Source organism: Stieleria magnilauensis, from assembly GCA_007753675.1.
Lineage (GTDB): Bacteria > Planctomycetota > Planctomycetia > Pirellulales > Pirellulaceae > Stieleria > Stieleria magnilauensis.
The window spans coordinates 6,628,719-6,652,067 of the sequence record CP036432.1; the positions used below are offsets into that span (position 1 = coordinate 6,628,719).

17 protein-coding genes and 1 pseudogene are annotated in these 23,349 nt (G+C 58.2%); 6 read left to right on the forward strand and 12 right to left on the reverse strand.

What is annotated here, in order from left to right; translation table 11 throughout:
• The first annotated feature begins 56 nt into the window (after window positions 1–56).
• Together TBK1r_RS23720 and TBK1r_RS23725 are read left to right on the forward strand one after the other, a co-directional pair.
• Window positions 57–1,580 carry an ATPase domain-containing protein gene (locus tag TBK1r_RS23720; RefSeq protein ID WP_145216382.1) on the forward strand — a complete coding sequence of 508 codons (1,524 nt, stop codon included), beginning with the start codon at window positions 57–59 and terminating at the stop codon, window positions 1,578–1,580.
• On the forward strand, window positions 1,577–3,241 hold the full coding sequence (locus TBK1r_RS23725; protein WP_145216385.1) for a response regulator: 1,665 nt from the start codon (window positions 1,577–1,579) through the stop codon (window positions 3,239–3,241). Before TBK1r_RS23720 ends, TBK1r_RS23725 begins: the two co-directional genes overlap by 4 nt.
• 100 nt (window positions 3,242–3,341) lie before the next feature.
• Here TBK1r_RS23725 and TBK1r_RS39030 read toward each other — a convergent pair whose 3' ends face one another.
• Window positions 3,342–3,515, reverse strand: a complete 174-nt coding sequence (locus tag TBK1r_RS39030; protein WP_372894439.1) for a hypothetical protein — start codon at window positions 3,513–3,515, stop codon at window positions 3,342–3,344.
• A 77-nt stretch (window positions 3,516–3,592) separates the two neighbouring features.
• Window positions 3,593–4,849, reverse strand: coding sequence for a DUF1559 domain-containing protein (locus tag TBK1r_RS23730; RefSeq protein WP_145216388.1), 1,257 nt, complete (start codon window positions 4,847–4,849; stop codon window positions 3,593–3,595).
• A 602-nt stretch (window positions 4,850–5,451) separates the two neighbouring features.
• Here TBK1r_RS23730 and TBK1r_RS23735 point away from each other — a divergent pair.
• Entirely contained in the window at window positions 5,452–7,671 is a 2,220-nt protein-coding gene (locus TBK1r_RS23735; protein WP_145216390.1) for a glycosyl hydrolase family 95 catalytic domain-containing protein, read from the forward strand.
• Here TBK1r_RS23735 and TBK1r_RS23740 read toward each other — a convergent pair.
• Window positions 7,668–7,877 carry a dodecin gene (locus TBK1r_RS23740; RefSeq protein ID WP_145216393.1) on the reverse strand — a complete coding sequence of 70 codons (210 nt, stop codon included), beginning with the start codon at window positions 7,875–7,877 and terminating at the stop codon, window positions 7,668–7,670. The genes TBK1r_RS23735 and TBK1r_RS23740 overlap by 4 nt on opposite strands.
• 384 nt (window positions 7,878–8,261) lie before the next feature.
• Here TBK1r_RS23740 and TBK1r_RS23745 point away from each other — a divergent pair, with 384 nt between their 5' ends.
• Genes TBK1r_RS23745 through TBK1r_RS23755 form a run of 3 tightly spaced genes read left to right on the forward strand, consistent with a single transcriptional unit; the run spans window position 8,262 to window position 11,145 of the window.
• Window positions 8,262–8,696 carry an SRPBCC family protein gene (locus TBK1r_RS23745; RefSeq protein ID WP_145216397.1) on the forward strand — a complete coding sequence of 145 codons (435 nt, stop codon included), beginning with the start codon at window positions 8,262–8,264 and terminating at the stop codon, window positions 8,694–8,696.
• Window positions 8,697–8,719: 23 nt separating this feature from the next.
• Window positions 8,720–9,175 (forward strand): hypothetical protein, encoded by a 456-nt coding sequence (locus TBK1r_RS23750; RefSeq protein WP_145216399.1) that lies wholly within the window; start codon window positions 8,720–8,722, stop codon window positions 9,173–9,175.
• 38 nt (window positions 9,176–9,213) lie between these two features.
• Window positions 9,214–11,145, forward strand: coding sequence for a sulfatase-like hydrolase/transferase (locus tag TBK1r_RS23755; protein ID WP_145216402.1), 1,932 nt, complete (start codon window positions 9,214–9,216; stop codon window positions 11,143–11,145).
• Window positions 11,146–11,233: 88 nt separating this feature from the next.
• Here TBK1r_RS23755 and TBK1r_RS23760 read toward each other — a convergent pair whose 3' ends face one another.
• The 9 genes and pseudogenes from TBK1r_RS23760 to TBK1r_RS23800 all read right to left on the reverse strand — a co-directional run bounded on the left by TBK1r_RS23760 (window position 11,234) and on the right by TBK1r_RS23800 (window position 23,193).
• Complete coding sequence (locus tag TBK1r_RS23760; RefSeq protein WP_145216405.1) at window positions 11,234–11,971, reverse strand: SDR family oxidoreductase; 738 nt, start codon at window positions 11,969–11,971, stop codon at window positions 11,234–11,236.
• Between the two features lie 4 nt (window positions 11,972–11,975).
• Window positions 11,976–12,443: a MauE/DoxX family redox-associated membrane protein gene (locus TBK1r_RS23765; RefSeq protein ID WP_372898292.1), complete on the reverse strand. Its 468-nt coding sequence runs from the start codon at window positions 12,441–12,443 to the stop codon at window positions 11,976–11,978.
• A gap of 343 nt (window positions 12,444–12,786) precedes the next feature.
• Complete coding sequence (locus TBK1r_RS23770) at window positions 12,787–14,853, reverse strand: hybrid sensor histidine kinase/response regulator (protein WP_145216408.1); 2,067 nt, start codon at window positions 14,851–14,853, stop codon at window positions 12,787–12,789.
• The gene (locus tag TBK1r_RS23775) at window positions 14,843–15,406 is read right to left on the reverse strand and encodes a methanogen output domain 1-containing protein (RefSeq protein WP_145216411.1); all 564 of its coding nucleotides are present in this window, start codon (window positions 15,404–15,406) and stop codon (window positions 14,843–14,845) included. Before TBK1r_RS23775 ends, TBK1r_RS23770 begins: the two co-directional genes overlap by 11 nt.
• A gap of 287 nt (window positions 15,407–15,693) precedes the next feature.
• Window positions 15,694–16,221: a large conductance mechanosensitive channel protein MscL gene (gene mscL / locus TBK1r_RS23780; RefSeq protein ID WP_145216413.1), complete on the reverse strand. Its 528-nt coding sequence runs from the start codon at window positions 16,219–16,221 to the stop codon at window positions 15,694–15,696.
• A gap of 696 nt (window positions 16,222–16,917) precedes the next feature.
• A complete protein-coding gene (locus TBK1r_RS23785; protein WP_145216416.1) occupies window positions 16,918–19,473 on the reverse strand; it encodes a DUF1588 domain-containing protein in 2,556 nt (851 codons plus the stop codon).
• 211 nt (window positions 19,474–19,684) lie between these two features.
• Window positions 19,685–21,022, reverse strand: a complete 1,338-nt coding sequence (locus tag TBK1r_RS23790; protein ID WP_145216419.1) for a DUF1552 domain-containing protein — start codon at window positions 21,020–21,022, stop codon at window positions 19,685–19,687.
• Window positions 21,023–21,581: 559 nt separating this feature from the next.
• Window positions 21,582–21,935: pseudogene (locus tag TBK1r_RS23795) on the reverse strand (DUF1585 domain-containing protein); the annotation flags it as partial.
• A 1-nt stretch (window position 21,936) separates the two neighbouring features.
• On the reverse strand, window positions 21,937–23,193 hold the full coding sequence (locus TBK1r_RS23800) for a LamG domain-containing protein (RefSeq protein WP_145216422.1): 1,257 nt from the start codon (window positions 23,191–23,193) through the stop codon (window positions 21,937–21,939).
• Between the last annotated feature and the right edge of the window lie 156 nt (window positions 23,194–23,349).

Genomic DNA, 23,349 nt, shown 5'->3' on the forward strand with positions numbered 1-23,349 from the left:
GTGATCGTCTTGACAAGACGACTGCCTGTGCGACGCCAGCCTACGGAAAATTCAAAATGTCTCAACCCGAACAGCAAATTAGCACGGGCATCGACACACTCGATGACATCATGCACGGCGGCCTTACCGCAGATCGTCTTTATCTGATTGAAGGCTACCCGGGCACCGGAAAAACGACACTCGCCATCCAATTCTTGCTCGACGGCGCCGCCAAGGGTGAACGCGGTCTCTACGTCAGTCTCTCCGAAACCCGCGACGAACTCGAAGGCGTCGCGGTCTCGCACGGCTGGTCGCTCGAGGGGATCGACATCCATGAACTTGTCGATCAAGAGAAACTGACCCAAGAACAATCTCAATACACCATGTTCGAGCCTTCGGAGATCGAACTCGGCGTGACCATCGACGGCGTCCTGGAGAAGGTTCAAGCAATTCAACCCAAACGGGTCGTTTTTGACTCACTGTCGGAGATGCGACTGCTGGCACAAAGTCCCCTCCGCTACCGACGTCAGATTCTGGCACTGAAACAGTTTTTCGTCGGGCGTGGTTGCACCACACTGATGCTCGATGACAAATCGGGTGGAGACATGGCAGCCGATCTCAACGACCAACAATTGCAAAGCATTGCCCATGGCGTGATCCGATTGGAGCAATTGCTCAACCACTACGGCGCCGAACGCCGTTATCTGCGTGTCATCAAACATCGCGGCCGTGATTTTGTCGGTGGCACCCATGACGTTCTACTCAAACGTGGTGGGATGCAGGTCTATCCGCGCAAAACGATAGAATCGCCTCAGTGGCTTTCAACGGGAAATCTGATTAGCAGTGGCAATCCGGAACTGGACTCGTTGATCGGCGGCGGATTGATGGAAGGCACCAGCACACTCCTGCTCGGTCCAGCCGGTGTCGGCAAGTCGTCGACGGCAACGCAGTTTGCCATCGCAGCGGCCGAGCGAGGCGAGCGAGCGGTGTTTTTCGAATTCGAAGAAAGCCAGCATGCGTTCCTTCAACGCAGTCGCGGCTTGGGATTTGAAATTGACCAATACATCGAATCGGGTTTGATCGAACTGCACCAGTTTTCCGCCGGGGAAACTACCCCCGCCGGATTCGCGTCGCAAGTTCGCCAGGCCATCAAACCGGATGCCCAGGGTCGCAAGGCCACGATCGTCACGATCGACAGCCTCAACGGCTTTTTGAATTCGATGCCCCATGAGCAATTCCTGCTCATACAGCTCAACGATATTTTGCAAATGCTCGGTCGTCACGGTATCGTGTCGTTTCTGATCACCGCCCAACACGGGATGCTGGGGACGGCGATGAAAACGCCCTTGGACGCCAGCTACATGGCGGACAACGTCTTACTGTTCCGATACTTTGAATCAAACGGAGCGATTCGCCAGGCGATTTCGATGGTAAAGAAGCGAACGGGTAGACATGAGCGTACCATTCGTGAGTTTTTGTTGACGGATCGGGGACTATCGATAGGCAGTCCCTTGGCCGACTTCCACGGAGTACTGAGCGGAACACCGTCCTATCAAGGCAACCGCGAGGATCTAATCAAGCGCGGTGGAAAAGATGCATGAGCGAGCAACCCAGAATCAGACCACCGTCGCGACCGAACGACAGCCAGACGGTTACCGTGCTGGCGCCCACACCTCAGGACGCGAAGTATTGCGACCAAGTGTTACGCGAAAACGGCGTACCGGTCGAATTTGCCACCTCTATCTACGACATCAACTCGCGAATACGCGAAGGGGCGGGAGTTATACTGATCGCACAGGAGTACCTAACAGGAGAAACCACCGAACACCTTCGACAAGCCGTCCGCGAACAGCCGTCATGGTCCGACGTGCCGATCCTCGTGCTGCTCGCGCAACGCGGTTCGTCCCCACGCGTCATTGCCGATTTGTTGTCCATCGGTCACGTGACGTTGATCGAACGGCCGCTGCGAATCGCCCTCTTGGTGAGCACCCTGCAGGCAAAACTACGTGATCGCCTCAGACAATACGAGGTTCGAGATCTCCTGCACACCGCGCAATTGGCCAACGAATCGAAGAGTGAATTTCTGGCGAACATGTCCCACGAAATCCGCACGCCGATGACCTCGATCCTCGGCTACGCAGAGTTATTAACCGATCTGGTGGAGGATGAAAAAGCGGTCGGATACCTGGCCACGATCCGTCGCAACGGCAACTTTCTGCTGGGCATCATCAACGACATCTTGGACCTCTCGAAAATCGAAGCGGGGAAGTTTGAAATCGACAGCGAACGCTTTGATCCGGCACGCGTGATCGAGGATGTCCGCAGCATCATGGAAGTTCGCGCCTATGAAAAAGGATTGAAACTGGATGTGGACTATCGCGGCCGCATTCCTCAGTTCATCGAAAGTGATGCCAAGCGGTTGAAGCAAATCCTGATCAACCTTGTCGGCAACGCGATCAAGTTCACCAAGCGGGGCCGCGTCGGAATCGTCGTCGAGTCCGCCAATCGTCCTGACACCAACGAGCCTTTGACGACGTCGACCGAAGGCCAGTTGCGGATACGGATCAAAGATTCCGGCATCGGAATGACGCCTGAACAACAAACGCGTCTGTTTAAACCGTTCTCTCAGGGCGACTCGATCATCACGCAACAGTTCGGTGGCACGGGACTCGGACTCGCCATCAGCCAACGGCTTGCCAGCATGTTGGGTGGCGAAATCTCTGTCGAAAGCAAGATCAACGGCGGCAGCACGTTCACACTTTCGATCAAGACCGGTGACGTGGCTGAGGCGACGGAGATCCGACCGACCGGCGAACGTCAACTGGACACAGAAACGACGTCAAGTTCCACGGTTAGACTAAACGCCCATGTCTTGATCGTCGATGACCGCCGCGACATTCGCTTCCTCAGCAAACACATCATCAACAAGGCGGGCGGACGAGTCACCGAAGCCGAAGACGGCGTCCTGGCCATCGAATCGGTCAAGCAAGCGGCCGAACGTGGCGAGACCTTTGATCTGATCTTGCTGGACATGCAGATGCCCAACATGAACGGCTACGAAACCGCGCGGCAACTCCGCCAACTCGGCTATGCCGGACCGATCATTGCGCTAACGGCCGATGCCATGCAGGGTGACATGAACAAATGCCTGCAGGCGGGATGCAACGACTACCTGTCTAAACCCATCGACAAATCGATGATGTTGGAAAAGATCGCCGCGTTCGTGAACACTTCTAAGCAACGGTCGGTCGATCAAAGGTAGTGATTGATGGGGGAATCTGACGAGACAAACGTGGAATTCATCGAAAACGTGCGTTGCGTACCGAGCACGCAACGCACGTGGATCGACGAATGAATTCGCCCTAGGTAGGGATTTGCCCTTCGACCTCAGCGGCCTTCTTTTCGGCCTTCTGCTGAAGCTCTTCATCCGTCATTTCGGGGACGATGACCGTTGGACGGGAATCGCTGCACCCGATCGCGGCCACGCAGGACACCGCGACGACGGAAAGGACGAGGAGATGGAACAGGTTTTTCATTGTTGAATCCTTAGTTTGAGTTGTGATACCGAGTACGACGCCATGACGATGACTCAAGGTCAATCGCCGTGCGTGAACTACAGTTCCTCCGAAATGACTTCTCGACTCGCTCGAGTTCCGAGCGCCCCCCAGACACCAAAGGGGCTGGCGCGACCGACCATGTTTTGGTTGGCGTTGTCGAAGTAGTAAACGATGGTCGAGCTGGCGTTGCCCGCGTCGATGGAATCGGTGACAAACTTCACCGCACCATCGCCCATCAAGACATGCGCGCCGCCTTGATGCCGGCTGCTCGCTGACATCGTGCCACCGTACGTCCGTGCAAACGTCGAAAGAATGCAGGAGGGGGTGTTGGGCCCATGGATCGTGTAAAAGCCGCTGAAGACGGGACCCCAGTCGGCCCAACGAAACCCACGCTTGTCGTCGGCGGACGGGATCAGTGTGACCCCGGTTCGTAGCCAAAAACGCGGTCGTTCGGGATCAAGCATGTCATCACAAGTGCTGGGATCGGTGTAAGAATCTCCCGCACTCGGGGCACGTGCGGACGAACCGGAGACCACGCGGGGATCGGTGCGGGCATCTCGATCTCCCAGATCTGTCGCGATTTCGCCACACATGATGGTGTTCGAAAGTCCGTCCAAGGTATCGCGGAACTTCATGTCCACTCGGGGGCGAAACATGCCGCGGTGACCGGCTTGACTTCGCTGGGCCACCTGGGCAAGAGAAACCCCGCCCGGGTAGCCGCCCGATCCGCCGTTGCCGTTGGGATAGGTGTATTGATAGACGTAGTGGCTGTCGCCGAGACACGCGGCGTAGTTGGTTCGTCCCTGAGCCGGAAGCCCCGTTCCCGGATCACTCGGGCAACGCAGGGTCGGGATTTCAGAGGCCCACGGCACATAGCCATCTTGTACCCACGGGTTGGGTCCCATCGGATTCCACGACCCCGTCATCACGCTACCGTTGGTGTTCTCACGGAGCGGGTTGGAGATCTTGTCCCACAAGGCTTGCTGCTCGATGAACGGCATGATGCCGACCAAAAAGCTCAGCCGTCTGGAACTATACCCGCCACCAGACGTGACGTTGCCGCCACCGGCCCCCCAGCCCGTTGATGAATTTGCATTCGTCCCGGTACCTTGAACGGGTTGCTGCTTGTGAGCCGCATAGTAGTTGTGAACGCCCAAACCAATCTGTCGAAAGTTGTTGCTACAACTCATCCTTCGGGCAGCCTCCCGCGCGGCTTGCACAGCGGGAAGCAGAAGGCCGACGAGAATGCCAATGATCGCAATCACGACCAACAATTCAACAAGCGTAAAGCCTGTCCGTTTCTTCGACTGCATTATGAAACCTCTTGAGGAATGCCATCTTCCAAGTAAAACCGATGGGCTGTGAACGGACCACTCGGCTGATGCGATTCCACATAGGCGGACATTCAGCAACACGCCTGACCTTACGTCGATCGGAGTTGTCGTCACCGCCTTGGTTGAAAACATACGTAGATTGACGGGAGATCAAATACGTAAAATTTGCAGCAACGTTCTATGGAAAGATGCGCCTCCGCAAGGCGCGAGAAGGGCGAGTCGCAGGACGACAGCGCGAACGTTTTCCAAAGACACATTCGGGCAATACTCGGAGTTGCTGATTCGTTGCTTAGTCCATACGCTGAGAACGGCGCGCCTCTAAAAGCGTCACGGACATCCGACTCGTATCGACGACGCACGTGTTCGCTGTCTCCGCGAGCGATTCCTTCGATCGATCTTGCACCGCTCATTCATTCCAAGGGTCAGAGAATCGCAATCCCATGTATCCATTGATCCGACTCACGTGTGTTCTGATCGGCTTCCCCCTGGCGAGCCATTTACTCCCTCTCCACACGACGAACGCCCAATCCGTTCCTTCCCATCCGATCGCACCCGCGACGGACGCCGTGAACTGGAGCGAGATGCTTTCTCGGTTCAATCCGCGATGGGACCGAATGCCGACGCGGTGGGATGAAGCCCCCTTTCTTGGCAATGGAGAACAAGGGACGCAAGTTTATCAAACCGGTTCCAGCACCCTGCATTTTGGTGTTGGCTGTTCCGCTGCTCACGACCATCATCCGCCGGCAAAGGATGACCTGAACGAGAAACATGTCGAAGTCCTCAATCGGGGCCGGCACTTCATCGGACATCTGGAACTCCACACTTCCGCCCCGCTGACCGCCGGCACCTCTGAATTGGATCTCTGGAACGCCGAGGCAACCGGCACGATCCGATCCGCCAGCGGCGGCCAACTGAAATGGAGGTGCCTTGTTCATGCGGATCAACCCGTGATCATGATCGAGACCCTGGGCAGCGGTGATCTGAAAGACAGCGTGTTCGACTATCTGCCGGCGAAAGCCCAAAGCCCGCGAGCGGTTCGCAGCAAACAGCCACGCGAACCAGCCAACCCGGCAACGGTTCTCGCCAGCAATCCCGATGGGGTCCAAACTGCGATCCAGAACCTGGCATCCGGAGGCCAAACGGCGGTCGCCTGGAAAGTTGTTCGATCCGACCAGAACGCGCGCACCGCCCAGGTGATCTACCTGTCCGTGCAGCATTCCTTTCCCGAGACGACGGCCGCCGCATCGGCCGCTCACGCCATCGCGAACGCGTCAATCGCCCCGGTCGATCGATGGGTCGGCCGGCATCGCGGATGGTGGCACCACTATTATCCGCTCAGTTTCCTGTCCACCGGCGACCCCTACTGGGATGCGTTCTATTGGATCCAGCAATACAAACTCGCCTCCGCTACGCGAGACCACGGGTGGATCATCGACAATCAAGGCCCCTGGCTGCAACCGACGGCGTGGAACGCAACGTGGTGGAATCTCAACGCACAGATCTCGCACGCCGGCCCTTACCAGGCGAACCGGCGGGGACAGGCGAGTGCCCTGAGCCATCGGCTGAGCACCAATCGCGACAACCTGGCTTTGAATGTCGATCCCAAATTTCGCAGCGACTCCTACGGCCTGGGCCGATCCAGTTCCGGCTGGGACTTGGTTGCCCATAGCGGACAACCGGGTGGGCGACCGCCGATCGATCCACGCATCGGTCATGAAACCGGCAACCTGCTCTGGGCGCTTCACAATGTCGATCTGGAAGTCCGTTACTGGCACGACGAATCGCTGCGAGACGAAGTGCTGTACCCGTTGCTGGTTCGAGCCGTCAACTACTACCGCCATTTTCTGGTCGAGGAAAACGACGGACGATTACACCTTCCTGCAACACACAGTCCCGAATACCGCACCGTCGCTGACTGCACGTATGACCTCGATCTGCTGCACTGGGGACTCAACCGGTTGATCGAACTGGCCGAAGAAAAACGTCAAATGGACGCGCACTTCGAGGAGCCCCTGCTGCCGAAATGGAAGGAGGTCCAGCGCAAACTCACTCCCGTCCACACCGACGAAACGGGACGAATGATTGGCCGAAAAACGGCACTGACCGGAGGTCATCGCCATTGGTCTCACTTGCTGGCCGTTTATCCGCTGCGAACGTTGACCCCGGAGACGTCGGCCGATCGAGACTTGATCGAAACGTCACTCAAGCACTGGCGCAGCTTTGGCCGCAGCTTCGCCGGCTACTCCTCCACCTCTGCCGCATGCATGGCCGCCATGCTGGGCAACGGGAACGACGCGTTGGACTACCTGAACGGATTGAAGACCTACCTTCGTCCCAACACGATGTATTCCGAAGCCGGCAATCCTGTCATGGAAACGCCGCTTCACGGAGCCACTGCGATGCAGGAAATGGTCATGCAAAGCTGGGGTGAAACGTTGCGAATCTTCCCGGCAGTTCCCGACATCTGGACCGACGTTCAATTTGCCCGGTTCCGAGGCGAGGGTGGATTCCTGGTTTCGGCTCGTCGTTCCGGTGGCAAGAACCAGTGGGTCGAAGTGTTCGCGGAAAACCAAAGCGTGGTCAACATCGACTGCGGATTCGACATCCACCGGTACTCCGCCGATGCCGGAGCCAGCGTTCAGATCCAACCCGACGGCAAAGCAACGCTCCACCTGCCGGCCAACCATCGCGTGCAGTTTTTCGCGTCCACAATGACTCAATCGGCACCTGCCATCGACGCGATCCCATCGCGGGGCCAGCCGCACTTCTTCGGTTTAGGCCGACTGAAACCAACGCGTTAGCCGTCAAGCGTGAAGCCGATCTTGACGGTGACTTGCCAATGATCGACTTTTCCGTCATTGATATTGCCGCGGGTTTCTAAAATTTCGAACCACCGCATTCCATGCACACTTTTGGATGCGCGATCGATCGCGTTCTCGACGGCCTCTTCGATCGAACGGGTCGATGTGCCAACGATTTCAATCTTCTTGTAAACATGATCGGACATGGCCGGGGCTCCGGAGGTGGATCGGTTGTGTTTTCAGATGCGATGCGTCCAACAAAGCAAGTCGGAATCGGACGTTGACTTGCCCAACTTCACTGCATCTGCCGCGATCGATCGGGGCTGGCCAACGCATTCACCATTGTAGCCGATCTGAGCGTTCCGCCCGATCAAAGCGGCTTACGACGCGACTGGGCAGTGTATCATCTACAGACCCACGCCTTTCCGTCCGCGCCTTTGCGATTTCTCCTGTTTTATGATGGTCCTGCATGCTCATCCGGGGGAAAGCCGTCTTGCGTTGAACGAAGGGGCGTCCGCTGGAGTCCATCGAACACGACTCGGGGCCGGCGAACTGACCCGCGATCCACTCTCGTCATTGGAGCAAAACGCATGACAGATTCTTCAGCACCGATTGTGGTCGAGCAATCGTTTGACGTGCCCAAGTCAACGGTCTGGAAAGCCATCACCGAACGGGAACAAATGGTCGATTGGTTTTTTGAAAACATCCCGGAGTTCAGGGCGGAACCCGGATTTGAAACCCAGTTTGACATCGACTCCGGCCGACGCGTCTTCCGACATCTCTGGAAGATCACCGAAGTCATCCCGGGACAACTGATCGTTTACGATTGGCGATATGAAGGACTTCCTGGGACCGGCAAAGTGACGTTCGAAATTTTTGAAGAGGGCGAAGGGTCCCGACTGCGAGTGACCAACGAAGGCATCGAATCGTTTCCCAATGACATGCCAGAATTCACGCGTGAAAGCTGTGAAGACGGATGGACCTACCTGCTGCAAACCAGTCTGAAGCAATACCTGGACGGCTGAAACTCCTCACCACCGGTGGAACGATGATTCGCAAAGTAATGGCCGTCGTTGCGGGCCTGATTGCGGGCAGCATTTTTAACATGGCCCTGGTCAGTCTTTCCCACGCCGTGTATCCGCTGCCCCAAGAGATCGACCCCAACGATTTCGAAGCGTTTGGGGAGCATGTGAAAGCCAACGGCATGCCGACCGGAGCGCTGCTGATCGTGCTGGCGGCCCATGCCGGCGGCAGCTTTGTCAGCGGTCTGGTGTGTGGGCTGATCGCGAAACGAACGTGGTACCTCGCGGCGGGGGCGTTGGGGATTCTGTGGATGTGCGGGGGAATCACCATGCTGATGATGCTGCCGGCCCCGATCTGGTTCGCCGTCGCCGACACGATCTTGTACGTGCCCGTCGCCCTGCTGGGCGTCAGGCTCGGCGGAACGCTGACCGGCGCCTCCTCGCAACCACCGGCAGCGGATTACAATCATGACTCAACATGACGTCGATTTCCCCCCAGACCACGACAGAGGATTCCCCGATGCGACCGGTTCTCCACGCCGCCCTGATTGCGCCATTGCTGTTATTGACGCACGCTTGGCAGGCGACGCCTTGTGATGCCGCCGACCAACCCAACTTCATTGTCTTCCTGGCGGACGATCTCGGTTGGGGTGACCTGGGTTGCTACGGACACCCAAAAATCCAGACTCCGAATCTGGACCAATTCGCGTCCGAGGGGGTTCGTTTCACACAGGCCTATGCCGCTTGCGGTGTCTGCTCGCCGAGCCGTTCATCGATCCTGACCGGCCGCACCCCTTACCGAAACGGCGTTTGGCGTTGGCTGCCCGTGGGAAATCCCGCTCACCTGCGTGAGAGCGAAGTCACGATTCCCGAATCGCTGCAGCCGCTCGGTTACCAGACGATGCACAGCGGCAAGTGGCATTTGAACGGCTATTTCAACAGCGACGAACAACCGCAACCGGATGACCACGGATACGACTGGTGGTTCGCGACACAGAACAACGCGTCACCGTCGCACAAGGACCCGATCAACTTCGTTCGCAACCGAAAGGAGGTCGGCCCTCTGCAAGGATTCTCGGCACCGTTGGTCGCGGAGGAAGCGTCGACATGGTTGAAGCAGCAGCGCGACCCGGAGCGACCGTTCTTCATCACCGTCTGGACCCACGAGCCGCACTTGCCGATCGAAAGCGACCCAAAGTTCCAGCAGCTGTACAGCGAGATCGAGAATCCGGGCGTGCGGCAACACCACGGCAATGTCACTCAGCTGGACCATGCCTTCGGAAACTTGATAAAGACGGTTGATGAGCTGGGATTGCGAGACAACACGTTTGTCATCTTCACCAGCGACAACGGTCCCGAAGGCTCTAGCAAAGGCAATCTGAAAAACCCGGAATCACAACAGAATCGAACCTGGGGATCCACCGGCGGCTTGCGCGGCCGCAAACGCGACAGCCACGAAGGTGGAATCCGGGTTCCGGGAATCGTCCGCTGGCCCGGCAAGATCCAACCGGGAACAGTCAGCGATGTGCCGATCATCGGTTCGGACATTTTCACGACGGTGCTGCAGATCGCCGGCGCACCGGTGCCGACCGACCGCACGATCGATGGCGTCAACCTGCTGCCGGCGTGCGAAGGCAAGTCACTCGATCGCCCCGTGCCGCTGTTTTGGCGCACCCACATCGCTCCGCCGGCCAGTCACGCGGCGATGAGAATCGGCGACTGGAAGATCGTTGCCGATCAAAAACTGGAAAAGTTTCAGCTCTATCAGATCGCGAAGGACTGGAAAGAAGAACATGATCTGGCCGACGAGATGCCTGAAAAATTGGCGGAGATGAAAGCGAAGTTTCTGGAGGTCTGGGAAGGTGTCGAAAACGAAGGTCCGAAGCAGTGGTGGATCGACCAGCCGGACGGCGGGAAACGCAAACCCGGTCCCAAATTGTCCGATGGCACCGACGCGACCGGAGACTTTGATGTGGTCAAAGGGGCGACGGTGACAGCGACCGATTTCGGGTACCTGTTGGATGCCAGCCAAAGCGAGGGATTTGCGGTCCAAAAGTTGGACGCTCCGATTCAGGAATCAGCGACCTTTCGCGTCCAATATCGCTCGGCAATCGACAGCACGACGCGAAACGCATGTTTTTGTTTTGGAGCGACTGCGGTGAACGACCGCTTGCACAAAGCCGGCACGTTGATCGGGATGGGCCGCCACGGCGCGTTCGACGGTAGCTGGGCCAACGTCGGGATCGGCGCCAGCAAGCAAGGCAACTTTGACCCCACCGAGACATTTGAGGCCACCGTCACGATCGATTTGGATCACGGAAAGCTGATCTTGAGTGTCAACGACACGCGGATCGAGCATCAACTACCGAGCAATCTGGAAAGCATCCAGTACGTCGGCATCTATGCCAAGAAGACGAAGTCGGAGTTCTCCAAGATCACGCGGGTGAAGTGACCACCGCGGCTCGGACCAAGTGGCGTAAGCTTCCAGCTTGCGACTCAACAGATTTCTCTCCACGCTTGAGTCCCGATCACCCGTTCGCCTAATTCATCGATCCACCGTCGACGCGGACGGTTTGGCCTGTCAGCCAGCGTCCCGAATCGCCCGCGAGAAAGGAGACGGCTTCGGCAATGTCGTCAGGATGCCCGAGTCGCCCAAAGGGTGACATGGCGGCGAACGCTTTGGCCGCCTCCTCGCCGCTCTGCTCGAACATGCCCGGAACGGTCGCGCCCGGCTGGACCGAATTCACCGTGATGCCGCGCTCACCGAGTTCTTTGGAAAGCGAAACGGCCATCGCGTCGATCGCGGCTTTCGTCGCCGAATAGACTGCGGTGCCGGCCATCGGTCGTGCCGCCAAACCGGACGAAATAAAAATCAGCCGCCCGTTGCGACGGATCCGTTTTGCAGCCTCAAACGCGGTGAGAAACGCTCCACGCAAATTGACTGCGACCATCGAATCAAACTGCTCGATTGTCATGTCGACGACGGGGCACTTGGTGATCGTTCCCGCATTGGCAACCACAACGTCGACACCACCGAAGGCAGCTTCGGCCGTTTCGAACAGCTCGCGAATGCGCTGGGGATCCGTGACGTCCGCGTTTGCACTGATGGCCTTTCCGCCGCCGGAAGCGATCTGTTCCACAACATTCGTTGCGGCGTCCTCATTGGAACCATAATGGACGACGATCTGGAAACCGTCTTCGGCCAATTTCCGGCAAATGGCACCGCCAATGGCTCCAGAGCCGCCCGTCACGATTGCAGCTTTCACGTCACGATGCATCACGTCATTCCAAACCGGTGACCATTGAATGCTCCGATCCATCCTCGCGGGTACGGAGTCCGTCGATTGAATAGTCGTCGTAGCGACGAAGCATCCACAGAGTATAACAAGCGGCCAACATCGGGATCGCTGCAAAGAACAACAGGTGCGGATAGGTCCAGGGATCTGCGTATTGCTTGAACGAACTGAACGTTGAGATGCTGTGCAGAATCAGGATGATCGGATAGGTGATGTTTCGCATCGCACCGAGTGCAAACGCAATCACGAACGCCAGTTGAATCGCCCCGACGGCATAGGCCAGCGAATTGCTGAGCGACGGGATCATGTAAAACTTCTTGAACACGGCGGCGGCATGTTCTGGGTTGACGAACTTGTCAATCGTCCACATCAGAAAGACGCTGGTGATGCCCAGTCGCATCAGCAGCAGACAGGTCGCGAGTTGCGGACGGAGCTTGGAATCGATGGCAGACAAGCGATTCTCCCGGAAGTGACAGAGTGGAAACGGCTGGGGTTCAAACGAAGCGAGCGAGTGACGCTGCGAGGCTCCGTTGGACACAAATGGCCATCCACCACGATCAACCGCCGGCCCCCATCATCTTGCCCCCATCATTTTGCTACTTTGAGGGCAGGCTGTCACTTCCGGACCGATGAAATGATCACTGGGCCCACGGATGGCAGCGCGAACCCACGGATTTTTGGCACGCTGTCACCTGTGGGTTCGCGCTGCCATCGGTGGGTATTCGTTTCGCGGGTTAGCCCGGGAAAGTTGCTTAGCGGAAAAGGGGCAGGCACCTACATCTAAAGTTGTCGAAGTGCTAGGTGGGGTTGAACCGAGGATGACTGAGCAGCTCTCGGAGCTGATCGATACTGGGCGGTTTGACCAGATGCTCATCGAAGCCGGCGACCTTTGATTTCAGGCGGTCTTCATGTTGTCCGTATCCGGTCAGGGCGACCAGCAAGAAGGAGTGGTCGGTCGTGGATTCTCGTATTCGGCGGGCGAGTTCGTATCCGTCCATTCCGGGCAAACCGATATCCAGCAGCACCAGGTTGGGCCCAAAACTCGAAAATTTCTTCAATGCCGACGGACCGTCTTCGGCGGTGGCAACCGCTTGGGCACCGAGCTTTTCAAAGATTTTCTCCATCATCAACCGGGCGGCGCGATTGTCATCGACGGCGAGCACCCGCAAGGGAAACGGCGTCGCGCGAGCGGCTGGGCGAACCGTCTGGCCTTCCGCCCCGGAGGGAGCACTGCAGCACGGCAATCGGACCGTGAACGTACTTCCGGTCCCCAGCCCGTCACTTACGACCGACACCGTACCACCATGCATCTCCACCATGTTCTTGACGAGGGTCAGGCCGATCCCGAGGCCGCCCTGGGATCGCTCCAGCGTTCTATTGGACTGAGTAAATAGATCAAACACTTGTGGCAATAGGTCCTGGTCGATACCGACGCCGTTGTCTTGAACGCTGATCGAGACCCAGTCGCCGTCCTCTTTCGTCACCGTGATCGAGATTTCCCCACCAAAATCGGTGTACTTGCAAGCGTTCTTGAGCAGGTTCTCAATGACCTGGGTCAGCCGAACGGGATCGGCGTCCACCCAAACCGATTGCTCGGGAAGCCGAACGGTCAGTTGATGGCCGGTCTGGTCGATCGTGTGGCGCAACATGTCGCGAGCATGCTCGACGAGTTGAGCAACCGGAACGCGTTGGCGGCGCAATTCGACTTTGCCGCGCATGATGCGTGACACATCGAGCAAATCGTCGATCAGCCGAACCAAGTGTTCGATCTGTCGCTGCATCATGCGGATGGCGTCCTGATGATCGGTCTCACTGAGGATCAACAGATCCAAGCCGGAGCGGACGGGCACCAAGGGGTTTCGCAATTCGTGTGAAAGCATGGCGAGAAACTCGTCCTTTCGCCGGTCTGCTTCACGCAGTGCCTCGGTCTGCCGTGCCAGCCCGTCTTCGATGGATTGCTTGCGAATTCGCAATGCAATTCCATTGGCGACGGACTCGAGTAACGAGGCGACCGATTCGCTGAGGGGATGACTGGAAAACATGGCCATCACACCGACGGTCTTCCCCTCATCGATCAACGGGTACCCGGCGAAGGCGATCATGCCCTCACGCTTGGCCCATTGCTGATCATGAATTTCCCCGTCTCCGAGCACACGGTTGGTGACATGCGCGCGTTGCCCCGCCGCGATTCGTCCGATCTTGTAGTCGCCAAAGCGAATCCGGCTGTGTTGGCCGTCAAGATGTGTGTACAGCCCACTGCTGGCGGTCAACTTTAATTCGGTTTGCTCTTCATCGGCCAACCAGATTCGTGCAAAGGCCGCACCCAGACGATCGACCATCAGATCCGTACACTTTGCCAACGCCTCGTCCAACCCGCGGGACTGGACCAATGCAATGCCGATATCGCGACCGAACTCGGCAACATCACGCTCGGTCCGCAGTTGCATTTCAGCCGACCTGCGACGGGCAATTTCTCGATTGAGTTGATCGAACTTTTCGTTCAACGCCGCAAACTGTCGGGTCGCGATGTGTTGCGGTTCGATGCGTAGCAACAGCAAGACGCGTCCGTCGTGGCCCATCGTCCGGCGAGCGATCACACGGTGCGACTGAGCGGGTTCACCGAGGTCGATCGAACCAATGGTCTCGTCCGACGTCCGCCGCGCCAACTTCAACAGATCCTTCACACGCGAGGCGGATTGAAGTGCAACGCCACTCAAGTCGCGATGTCGCAATTGAGTCTGGTCCTCGACACCGATGATCGCGGCAGCCTGTTGATTGCCCGCTTGGATGGTGCCGTCGGGTAAGACCAGCAGCAACGCTTCCTTGAATGCGTTGCCGAACATCTCGAATGATTCAGGTGTCAACGTTCGCACCCTGGCCGAGTTCGTCCGAAAAGTATTCACGCCCGTCGGCCGATCGACTTTCTGGCGATTGTTTCAAATAGACCACCACCCGACACCCCGCGTCGCCGCGGGCGATCGCCTCTTGGATCTCTACTTTCGCATAGCCAAGATTCTCGGCGGTGATCATACCGAACACGTTGGACGTCATCATGCACAACGCGGGGCGGTCCAACACGTTGTCGCCGAAGGGACAGCGGCGGTTTCCGAGCACGATCTTCTCGTCGTCTTGGGAGACGATATAAAAATCTCCTTCGATTCGGCGCTTCAGGTCCACCAGAACCTCGCCGACCTGCTCAGCATTGAATTTGTCACCGCCGGCCGCTGCCCGGTACATCTCGTTGATCCGCTCTGCCATCCGCTGACCGACCACGGCCACGAATCCAGACGCCTGATCCAATCCGACGACGTCCTGCAGCGTCCCGGACAGTTCGCGAAGCAGCGTTCGCATGAAGTTGCCGCGAGCCAGGTCGATGGGCAATTGATTGATCACCGGAAGTTCGGGCGGTTGACTCATTTCGGTTCCCTTTTGCAATAGCAGTTGGTTGCCCCGTTGGTTGCCCAAGCTCATGCTACCACATCAAGATCAATCTCGTGCTCCGCCCTCAATTAATCTGGCTGTGGACGGCGAAGCGGACTCCGTCCGTCAATGATCGACTTCCGCAGCCGATCAACACGAGCCCAATGCGGTTAAGTGAAACGCAGTTTCTTCAGGTTGGGGCCCGTGAGCTTGCGCTCATACGGATGCTCCCACGTGGGATCCGGCAGGCCCCACCGGATCAGGGCGATCAGATCCGATCGCGGTCATTGCCCCGCAAGACTGCGATCCGCGGCGACTTCCGCAGGCACTTCCAGTTTGGACGTGCAGTTGGGACACCGGGTCGCCCGATAGGCGATCGTGGTCCGGCAGAAGTCGCATTTCTTTTCGCTCGGTTCGCCTTCAGGCGGTTTTTCGCCAAACGCTTCATCGAGCTGCTCGTCCAGTCGATTGACCAGGCGGATGATGATGAACATCGCAATCGCAACGATGCACAACGCCAGACAGCTATTGAAGAACTCGCCGTAGTTCAGCGTCACCGCACCGGCATCCTGAGCGGCTTGCAGCGTTTGAAATCCGCCCTCCGGCACGCTAACGCCCTCGGGGACGTCGAGCACCCAGAACAAATCCGAAAAGTCGGCATTGCCGGCCAGCAGTCCGATCGGCGGCATGATGATGTCGTTGACGAGCGACTTGACCACGGTCGTGAACGCCGCCCCCACGGTGAACCCGATCGCCAAGTCGACCATGTTCCCACGTAGGGCGAACTTTTTAAAATCTTCAATCAAACTCATTCTCGACGGTGCTCTGGTCGGCGTGTTGTGAAGGGTGAACGCAGGATCGTTACTGTAAGACTCCAGACGGTCTGCGGTTGCACAAAGACAACCACCGACCGTGCGAGTGAACCGTGCGATTGGAGTAACGCAAACCTTGGGCCAAAGCCAGACACGCGGCTGTAGAAGCTGCCCAGCAATCTCGGCAGGGTGCCAGCGGCTACCAATCCGGCGAAACAGGAGCATTGCTTGCAACGCATCGGCCGCCATTGGACCACATTGGTCGATCAGCGACCAGATTTCCGGATCCAGACGGCTCGGCATGAGCGTGAAGGCCTCGCGGCATGTATCGCTAAATCGAGATTGATTCGCGCCCGGACCCTGGCGCGAACCGGCTGATGTCAGTTGATTATCAGCCGTTTGGCGCGAGCCTACGGGCCCTGCGCTGGTCAAAACCTTGTCGATTTAGCGGTAGGGCGCGAGCCCTCCGGTGTTTCGGGAACGATCAAGGACCGGAGGGCTTGCGCCCTGCCGCTAACACCTCGTCAAACGCAGGGAAAAAATGATTCGCTGCGACCCCGTCCGGAGTCGAGGGGATTGTGGGACGTGCTTCCCGGAGGTGGCGCTTCGCTGACCTCCGGCTACTCGCTGGCATCCCTCCGGGAGACTCGGTTCGCTGCCGCGAACATCGCCCAACCGTCGGCCAGCTCGCCTCGCCTACCTGGATTCGGCCAACATCCCGGGTTCGCTGCGGGTGCGATACAGAAAGGCGTCCGACGTCAGCAGCGAGGTGATCAGTGCCTTCATGCTGCCGCCGCTCTCCTTGTAGGCGCGGTGGGCGTCTTGCAGCACGGGAGCGTCGTGGAGCGTTTCGTTGCGGCCCATCCAGAAACGGAACGCGTGTCTCACGAACACCTGTTCGGCACGTTCACTTTCGGCGAGTTTTTGGATCATCTCAATCGCATCGGTCACTTCGCCGTCGAGTTCAGGATCTCCCGAATCGATGATCTCGCCCGTCGTTTCGACGGGCTTGTCCAATTCCAGCGTGCGATACAGCCCCGCGTGGTTGTACATCTCGAACGGCAACCCGAGTGGATCCATTTTCTCGTGGCAGGTCCAGCAATACGTTTCCCGCGTGACCCGCATGCGTTCGCGTAGGGTGCTGTGGGGTTCATCGGGCAGCATCGCATCGACGGTGATCGGCACATCGGGTATGCCGCCGCCGAGCAGTCGTTCGCGGATCCATCGACCGCGCAAGATGGCGTGATTGTCCATCGCGTCGGAGTGTGAAACGAGCCAACTGGGATGGGTCAGGATGCCCAACCGTTGGCCTTCGGGTGCGGTGGCGAGGACTCGCTCGGGTTTCATCGATCCGGCGCCAAAGCTGCGGCGACTGACGCGGGCAAAAATGTTCGGTCCGGACAACTCGGCTTCAGCCACACTGTGATTTTCGTTGTCGCGGCGTTGCTTTTTCAGCGCAGCCAGATTCTTCTCGGCGGCCGTGACCGCTCTCTCTTTCGCCGTCAGCTCCCTCTGTTTCTTCGCTGTTTCTTCGTCCGGATTCGCCTTCATCGACTGTTCCAATTCGGTCAATTCCTTTTTCGCCAATTCCAGCGCCGCGGTCGCCTCCTTCGTTTCTTCGTCCGCTGCCCGTTTTGCCTCGGCTACCGCCGCAGCGGTTTCTTCTTTGGTTCGCTTTCTGCCGAAGTAGACCTGGTCGTTCTTGGTGGCAACCACCTTGTCCGTCGTCAGCAGTTGTTTCAACACATCCTTGTCTTCTTGCAGGATCAGTTCGACCAGGCGATCCGTGCTGGCGGTCGCGTCGAACATCGCGCGGTAGTGCGCCACTCCCCTCGCGTTGACGCCGGTTTCCGCAAGCGCTTTGTTGTCCTTGCAGATGTAGCCGCCGAGGTCGTAGTCGAAATAGTCCCGAAAGAACTGCAGGATACGAGGCTTTCGGATGCTGTCATCGGCGAGCATCCGTTGGACTTCGCGGCGCACGTCGTCTCGGGTCCGCATGCGACCTTCCAGGACCGCCATCCGCAGTGCTTCGTCGGGCTTGATGTACCGCAGCGCGTGATTGACGGCCAGACCGAGTTCCCAGTCTTGCAGCATGACGCGTCCGTGCGGATCCGACGAACCGTACTCGACAAGTTCGGGCCGAAACAGCGCGTCACGATCCAGGAAGATCGACGACAGCCCCAGTACAGCCCCGTCTTCTTTGCCGAGCTTCTGGATCGATTCGTTGACAATTTGCAGATATTGATTTGACTCTCGCTCGGTCGGCGGCCGGTAAGTCAACGCCTCGAACAAGAACTCCACCGCGCGGCGCACACGTTGGTCAGTGACACCGTCTTCTTTCATCAGGTCATAGACCGGCGTCAGTGGACGAACCACCTTGGTGCTGTAGACCAAACTGGTCGGCAAACCGCGAAGGTCACCCACCATTTTGTCCGCAATCGATGCGGGGTCGTCCGTGATCTGATAGGGCTGGGCGATACTCAGCGGACCTTCGGCCATATAGCGGATGATGTCATCGGCAACGTCCAAGATCTGCGTCGCTTCGGCGCTGTTGACCGTGTAGAAATCGGGGTAGTTTTCCAGCCCGTGTTTGCGTGCCGAGGAGAGGATCGCGGGAACGCTTTTGACCGAGGTGGCGTAGGCCACCGTGCCGCCTTGCCATTTGATGATGCGATCGACGCCGAAGTACAGCTTCAATTCGCCGCCGTGGTTGGTCGGCACGACATCGCCATGCGTGCGCAGCCCCGGTTTTTCAGGATCATATTCCGGTTCCGTGTTGATCAGTTCATTCAGACGCGTGATGTGCTCTTGGGGCGTCACCCGCCAAATCCGAGCCAGCGACGACGTCGGCACCAGTTGGATCTCTTCGGGCAACGAGCCAAACAGCAGCTCGTGATCGACGAAGTTCCCCTTGTTCGGATCGCGGTGATCATGGAAGCCACCCTTGTCCTGCATGACGCGTGACAATTCGCCGACGATCCAGTCGGAGAACTGCAGCCGGTCGACGACTTCAAGCTCCGATGCATCCGGCGGCGGCATCTCCTTCAACGCGACCTGAGCCCAAATGCTTCGCCAGGTGCCGGCGTTGATTTCGTCCACCGGTCCGAGGTCGTGCAGCGACAGGTCACCCTCGGGCGCCGTCTCGCCGTGACAGTCGATGCAATGGTCGGCAAGGAACGCGGCGGCAAAACTTTCAAAGTCCTTTTCCAGCGGCTGTCCCGGCGTGTACGTTTCGGCGGACGTCGAAGACATGATGCCGAACGAGAAACAGAACACGGCGCACCAAACGCACCGATGCACATCAAACGCCAACGAGTTTGCCTGTCGGACTTGCTTGCCAACCGTCATACGAAAACCTTCAAGAACAATAAAGTGGCGTAAGCTTCCAGCTTGCGACGCTCTGGATACTTCCAGCTTGCGAGCCGCCTCGGATTCAAACGCAATGCCGCGATCCGCTCACCGCTTACGCGAGCACTTCTTTGAGCGGGCCGTTGCCGGCGTCGTACTTCTTGGCCTGTTTGTCGTCCATGTTGAAGCGGTCGACGTTTTGGCCGGCGGCACGCAATAGGCTGGTGTACAGCGCGTTGATCGGGCGTTTGCCATCCAACTGGGTGAAGCAACCGGATTTGAACGCGCCGTCGAGGTTGCCGAGCAGCATGACCGGCCAGTTCGCACCGTTGGTGTGCTGCTTGTCGGCGTTGTTGCTGGTGTAGACGATCAGCGTGTGATCCATCATCGTGCCGCTGCCTTCGGGAACGCTCTCGAGCGCTTCCATGATTCGGACCAGCATGCGGCTGTTGTACTGACGGATCTTGATCCAGATCGGGTTGTCCGGCTGGTCCATGTGCCCCAGGTTGTGACCCTGTTGCTCGACGCCCAATCCTTTCCATGCTCCGAAGATCTCGCCGCGTCCCGAACCGATCGTGAGCGTGTTGGTGATGCCAGAGGTCAGTGCCGAAATCCCCAGGTCCAGCAAACGATCATGCCAATCGGTTTCGAATTCGGGATTGGTGTAGCGCTCGTCCACTTCGGGTGCGAACTTGCGGAGATGGCCGCTGACCGCACCCAGGCGATCGCGGAGGCCGTTGGCTTCTTTGAATCCTTGGACGTATTGGCCGTAGCGTTGACTGTCGGCTGCCGGAAGCGCGCGACCCTTGGACGCGGCAAACTGCTCGATCTGCAGCATCAAGCTCGTCCGCGCTTCGTGCTGCTTGCGAATGTCACCGGTCGAGATGCCACCGTAGAGCATCTGGTACAGATGGTTCGGGTTGGAATGCATGAAGATCGGCTGGCCGGCGCCGCTGGCGGACAGCGTCGCGAGCGTAGGCTTGGTCGTCATGTTTTCGATCGAGTCCATGCCGATGCAAAGGTGCGGCAACAGCGTCTGCGGCAAGACCTTGCTCAATTCGTAGTCGATCGTCGGGGCACTCGGTGGCACACCGTCGCTGCCGCGATAGCCGCCCAAGGCGCCGAAGAAGGCGCTGTGCGAGGGACTGGTATGAAGACCGTGCAGCCCATTGATGATGTGCAGTCGATCTTTGTAGGGTTCCAGCGGGCTGATCGGTTCGGGCAGTTTGGCCTTGGCCAGCGAACCGCTGTTTTTCATTCCGCTCGGAATGCAGGTTTTGGGGTCGAAACCCTGGTTCTGCATGAAGAACACGATTCGCTTGGGAGTCGAATTGCCGAGTAGGGGGACGTTCGTCGCGGGCGAGGCCAGCAAACGCTCGGCGAGGATCGAAGGGCCAAAAGCAGCGCCGACGCCAGCTGCGATTCCGTGCAGCATGTTTCTACGGTTGATCATTTTGAATCTGTTTGCGAGATCGAAGAATTGCGGGTCAATTGTCCGGCTGATTCGACAGGGAAGTCGAGTTGGCGATCGCCTGAAACCGCTACACGCCGGCCGAGGGGTGGGAAAGCAGCTGGCTGGGGTAAGTCTGGGGATGTGGCGGGTAGACCGATTATATAGCTAGATGCCCTAAGGGGTCCAATTATTTCAAGATCGAAAAAATTAGGCGTCCGCCCCGGTCCCATCATCGGTCTAAGGAGAGTGGAAAATCCCGTAATTGCCGCGATCTGACGAATCGCCACGCTCCTCCCGTTTGGGTGGACGCCGAGTCAAACCGTCGCATCGAGGGGGGAGAAACCAACTCGAAAGCATCTCTTGTCGCTGATCGCCGGGGACGCCAATTGAATGACTGATGGATTTTTGTGCCTGTCATCCGTGGGCAATCCTTTCAATGAGTGAGGGCCCGTAGGCTCGCGCCAAACGGCTGATCATTCGTTTGATCTCAGCCGGTTCGCGCCAGCGCGAGAGGCACCCATCAATGTCGATTTAGCGGTCTTGCGCTCTCGGAGCTCGGCTAACGCTCCGGTGCGCTGCGGGTGCGATACAGGAAGGCGTCCGACGTCAGGAGTGAGGTGATCAGCGCATTCATACTGCCGCCGCTTTCCTTGTAGGCGCGGTGGGCGTCTTGCAACACGGGTGCATCGTGCAGTGTTTCGTTGCGGCCCATCCAGAAACGGAAGGCGTGACGCACGAAAACCTGCTCGACACGTTCGCTCTGGGCGAGTTTCCGGATCATCTCAATCGCATCGGCGACCTCGCCGTCGAGTGCGGGGTCCCCCGAATCGATGATCTCGCCACGGGTGTCGACGGGTTTCCCGAGTTCCAACATGCGATACAGCCCCGCGTGGTTGTACATCTCGAACGGCACACTACTGCGTTGCCAGACTCGTCAGGCTCACCAACTCCTCGGCGCTCAACGCCCGATCAAACACCGCAACGCCGCCGATCCATCCGGTGAAGCCGACGGTGCGAGCGCTGTGAATGACGCGGCCGATGGTGAACGGGCCGCCGCTGCCGTCGTCGCTGGGCGTGTAAATGCCGTGCGGGTACCACCACGGATTCAGCCGCAGCGCGACCAGGTCACGCGTGGTTTCGGTGAAGCTTCCGTCAGCAGATGGCTTGAGCGTGACGTTGACTTTGGTGAAACGATACTCGCGTTGTTCCGTCCGCTGGTCGCTTGATTCATCAAGGACTTTGACCGAAAGCGGATGGTCTTCCGGCGGATTGTAGAACTGGTCTTCTGGAAAACTCGGGTCTTCACCGGGTTGTTTGCCGGGCGTACGGTGCCAGTGGCCTTGCATGTAGGCGTTGTAGGCGGATTGGAGCAGTCCACCGCGGCTCGGATTCTCCAACCAGCGATCTCCCGATTGCCCATCGAGCCAACCGGTCAATTCATCGCGTTGGTGGTCTAACGTCATCGCAAAGCAATGCCATGAGCGGTCCAAGACATCGTCGGACGAATCGGCGGGGACTTCGGGTGATTGCCCGAGCGAATTGCATTTGTGCAGAGCGTACTTATTCAAGAACGAACTGGCTCCGTTTTCTGAAACGTGACCACAGGCGCTGCCGGCTTTGTTCAGTCCGGCAAACAGTGCGTATTGCCGCTGTCCACGCTCCACCTTGCGGATGCCGGCGGTCTCTTTCTGGTGCAGGTCGGTGCCTTCGTGCCAGATTCCCGCCAGGGCATGATTACCGCTCTCGCGAATCGCCCACACGACCACGGAAACGGAGCGGCCGTCGCCCTTGATGTCCAGTGGCGTGTCGTGCAGTCGCGACCGGGGCACAAACAAGAACGGTCTGAAATTCGGATCGGTCTCTTTGCGAATCCGGACCGCCTGTCCAAACGGCCCCCGCCCGAGCAACGGAAAATCGGCGTACGACGCCGCGCGCCCCTGCCCCCAGTAGTCCTTGACGTAGTTTGCCACATCGAGCGGATACTCGGTCGACGAGCCGCCGGGAACGTGAGCGGTAAAGCGATGTTCGCCGCCCGGTTCTCGTTTGACAAAATCCCAGAACGCCACCAACCCGGGCGTGTTCACGACGGTTTGTCGTTTGGATTCAAGATCCTCGGCGCGGATCGAGGCGGAAACGGTCAGGATGAAAACGGTAGCAAGGAATGGTTTCATAGAGATTCAGTCTTTGTACGGAAAACAGGGGCACCGTCAGGCAACAAGTTGTTACCCGCGAGACCTGCCGACAATAATGCTCGGGTTTGACTCACTCTAACGGAATCTATTTGTGCCGTCTCTCACTGCAAGCTGCCTGCCACGAGTATACTCACG

What these genes read in the sequence shown, in the direction of transcription:
- TBK1r_RS23785 (WP_145216416.1), bottom strand. Translation starts at nt 19,473, where the DNA reads ATGTCTTCGACGTCCGCCGAAACGTACACGCCGGGACAGCCGCTGGAA.
- TBK1r_RS23755 (WP_145216402.1), top strand. Translation starts at nt 9,214, where the DNA reads ATGCGACCGGTTCTCCACGCCGCCCTGATTGCGCCATTGCTGTTATTG.
- TBK1r_RS23775 (WP_145216411.1), bottom strand. Translation starts at nt 15,406, where the DNA reads ATGAGTCAACCGCCCGAACTTCCGGTGATCAATCAATTGCCCATCGAC.
- mscL (WP_145216413.1), bottom strand. Translation starts at nt 16,221, where the DNA reads ATGAGTTTGATTGAAGATTTTAAAAAGTTCGCCCTACGTGGGAACATG.
- TBK1r_RS23800 (WP_145216422.1), bottom strand. Translation starts at nt 23,193, where the DNA reads ATGAAACCATTCCTTGCTACCGTTTTCATCCTGACCGTTTCCGCCTCG.
- TBK1r_RS23735 (WP_145216390.1), top strand. Translation starts at nt 5,452, where the DNA reads ATGCTTTCTCGGTTCAATCCGCGATGGGACCGAATGCCGACGCGGTGG.
- TBK1r_RS23725 (WP_145216385.1), top strand. Translation starts at nt 1,577, where the DNA reads ATGAGCGAGCAACCCAGAATCAGACCACCGTCGCGACCGAACGACAGC.
- TBK1r_RS23790 (WP_145216419.1), bottom strand. Translation starts at nt 21,022, where the DNA reads ATGATCAACCGTAGAAACATGCTGCACGGAATCGCAGCTGGCGTCGGC.
- TBK1r_RS39030 (WP_372894439.1), bottom strand. Translation starts at nt 3,515, where the DNA reads ATGAAAAACCTGTTCCATCTCCTCGTCCTTTCCGTCGTCGCGGTGTCC.
- TBK1r_RS23760 (WP_145216405.1), bottom strand. Translation starts at nt 11,971, where the DNA reads ATGCATCGTGACGTGAAAGCTGCAATCGTGACGGGCGGCTCTGGAGCC.
- TBK1r_RS23745 (WP_145216397.1), top strand. Translation starts at nt 8,262, where the DNA reads ATGACAGATTCTTCAGCACCGATTGTGGTCGAGCAATCGTTTGACGTG.
- TBK1r_RS23750 (WP_145216399.1), top strand. Translation starts at nt 8,720, where the DNA reads ATGATTCGCAAAGTAATGGCCGTCGTTGCGGGCCTGATTGCGGGCAGC.
- TBK1r_RS23720 (WP_145216382.1), top strand. Translation starts at nt 57, where the DNA reads ATGTCTCAACCCGAACAGCAAATTAGCACGGGCATCGACACACTCGAT.
- TBK1r_RS23740 (WP_145216393.1), bottom strand. Translation starts at nt 7,877, where the DNA reads ATGTCCGATCATGTTTACAAGAAGATTGAAATCGTTGGCACATCGACC.
- TBK1r_RS23730 (WP_145216388.1), bottom strand. Translation starts at nt 4,849, where the DNA reads ATGCAGTCGAAGAAACGGACAGGCTTTACGCTTGTTGAATTGTTGGTC.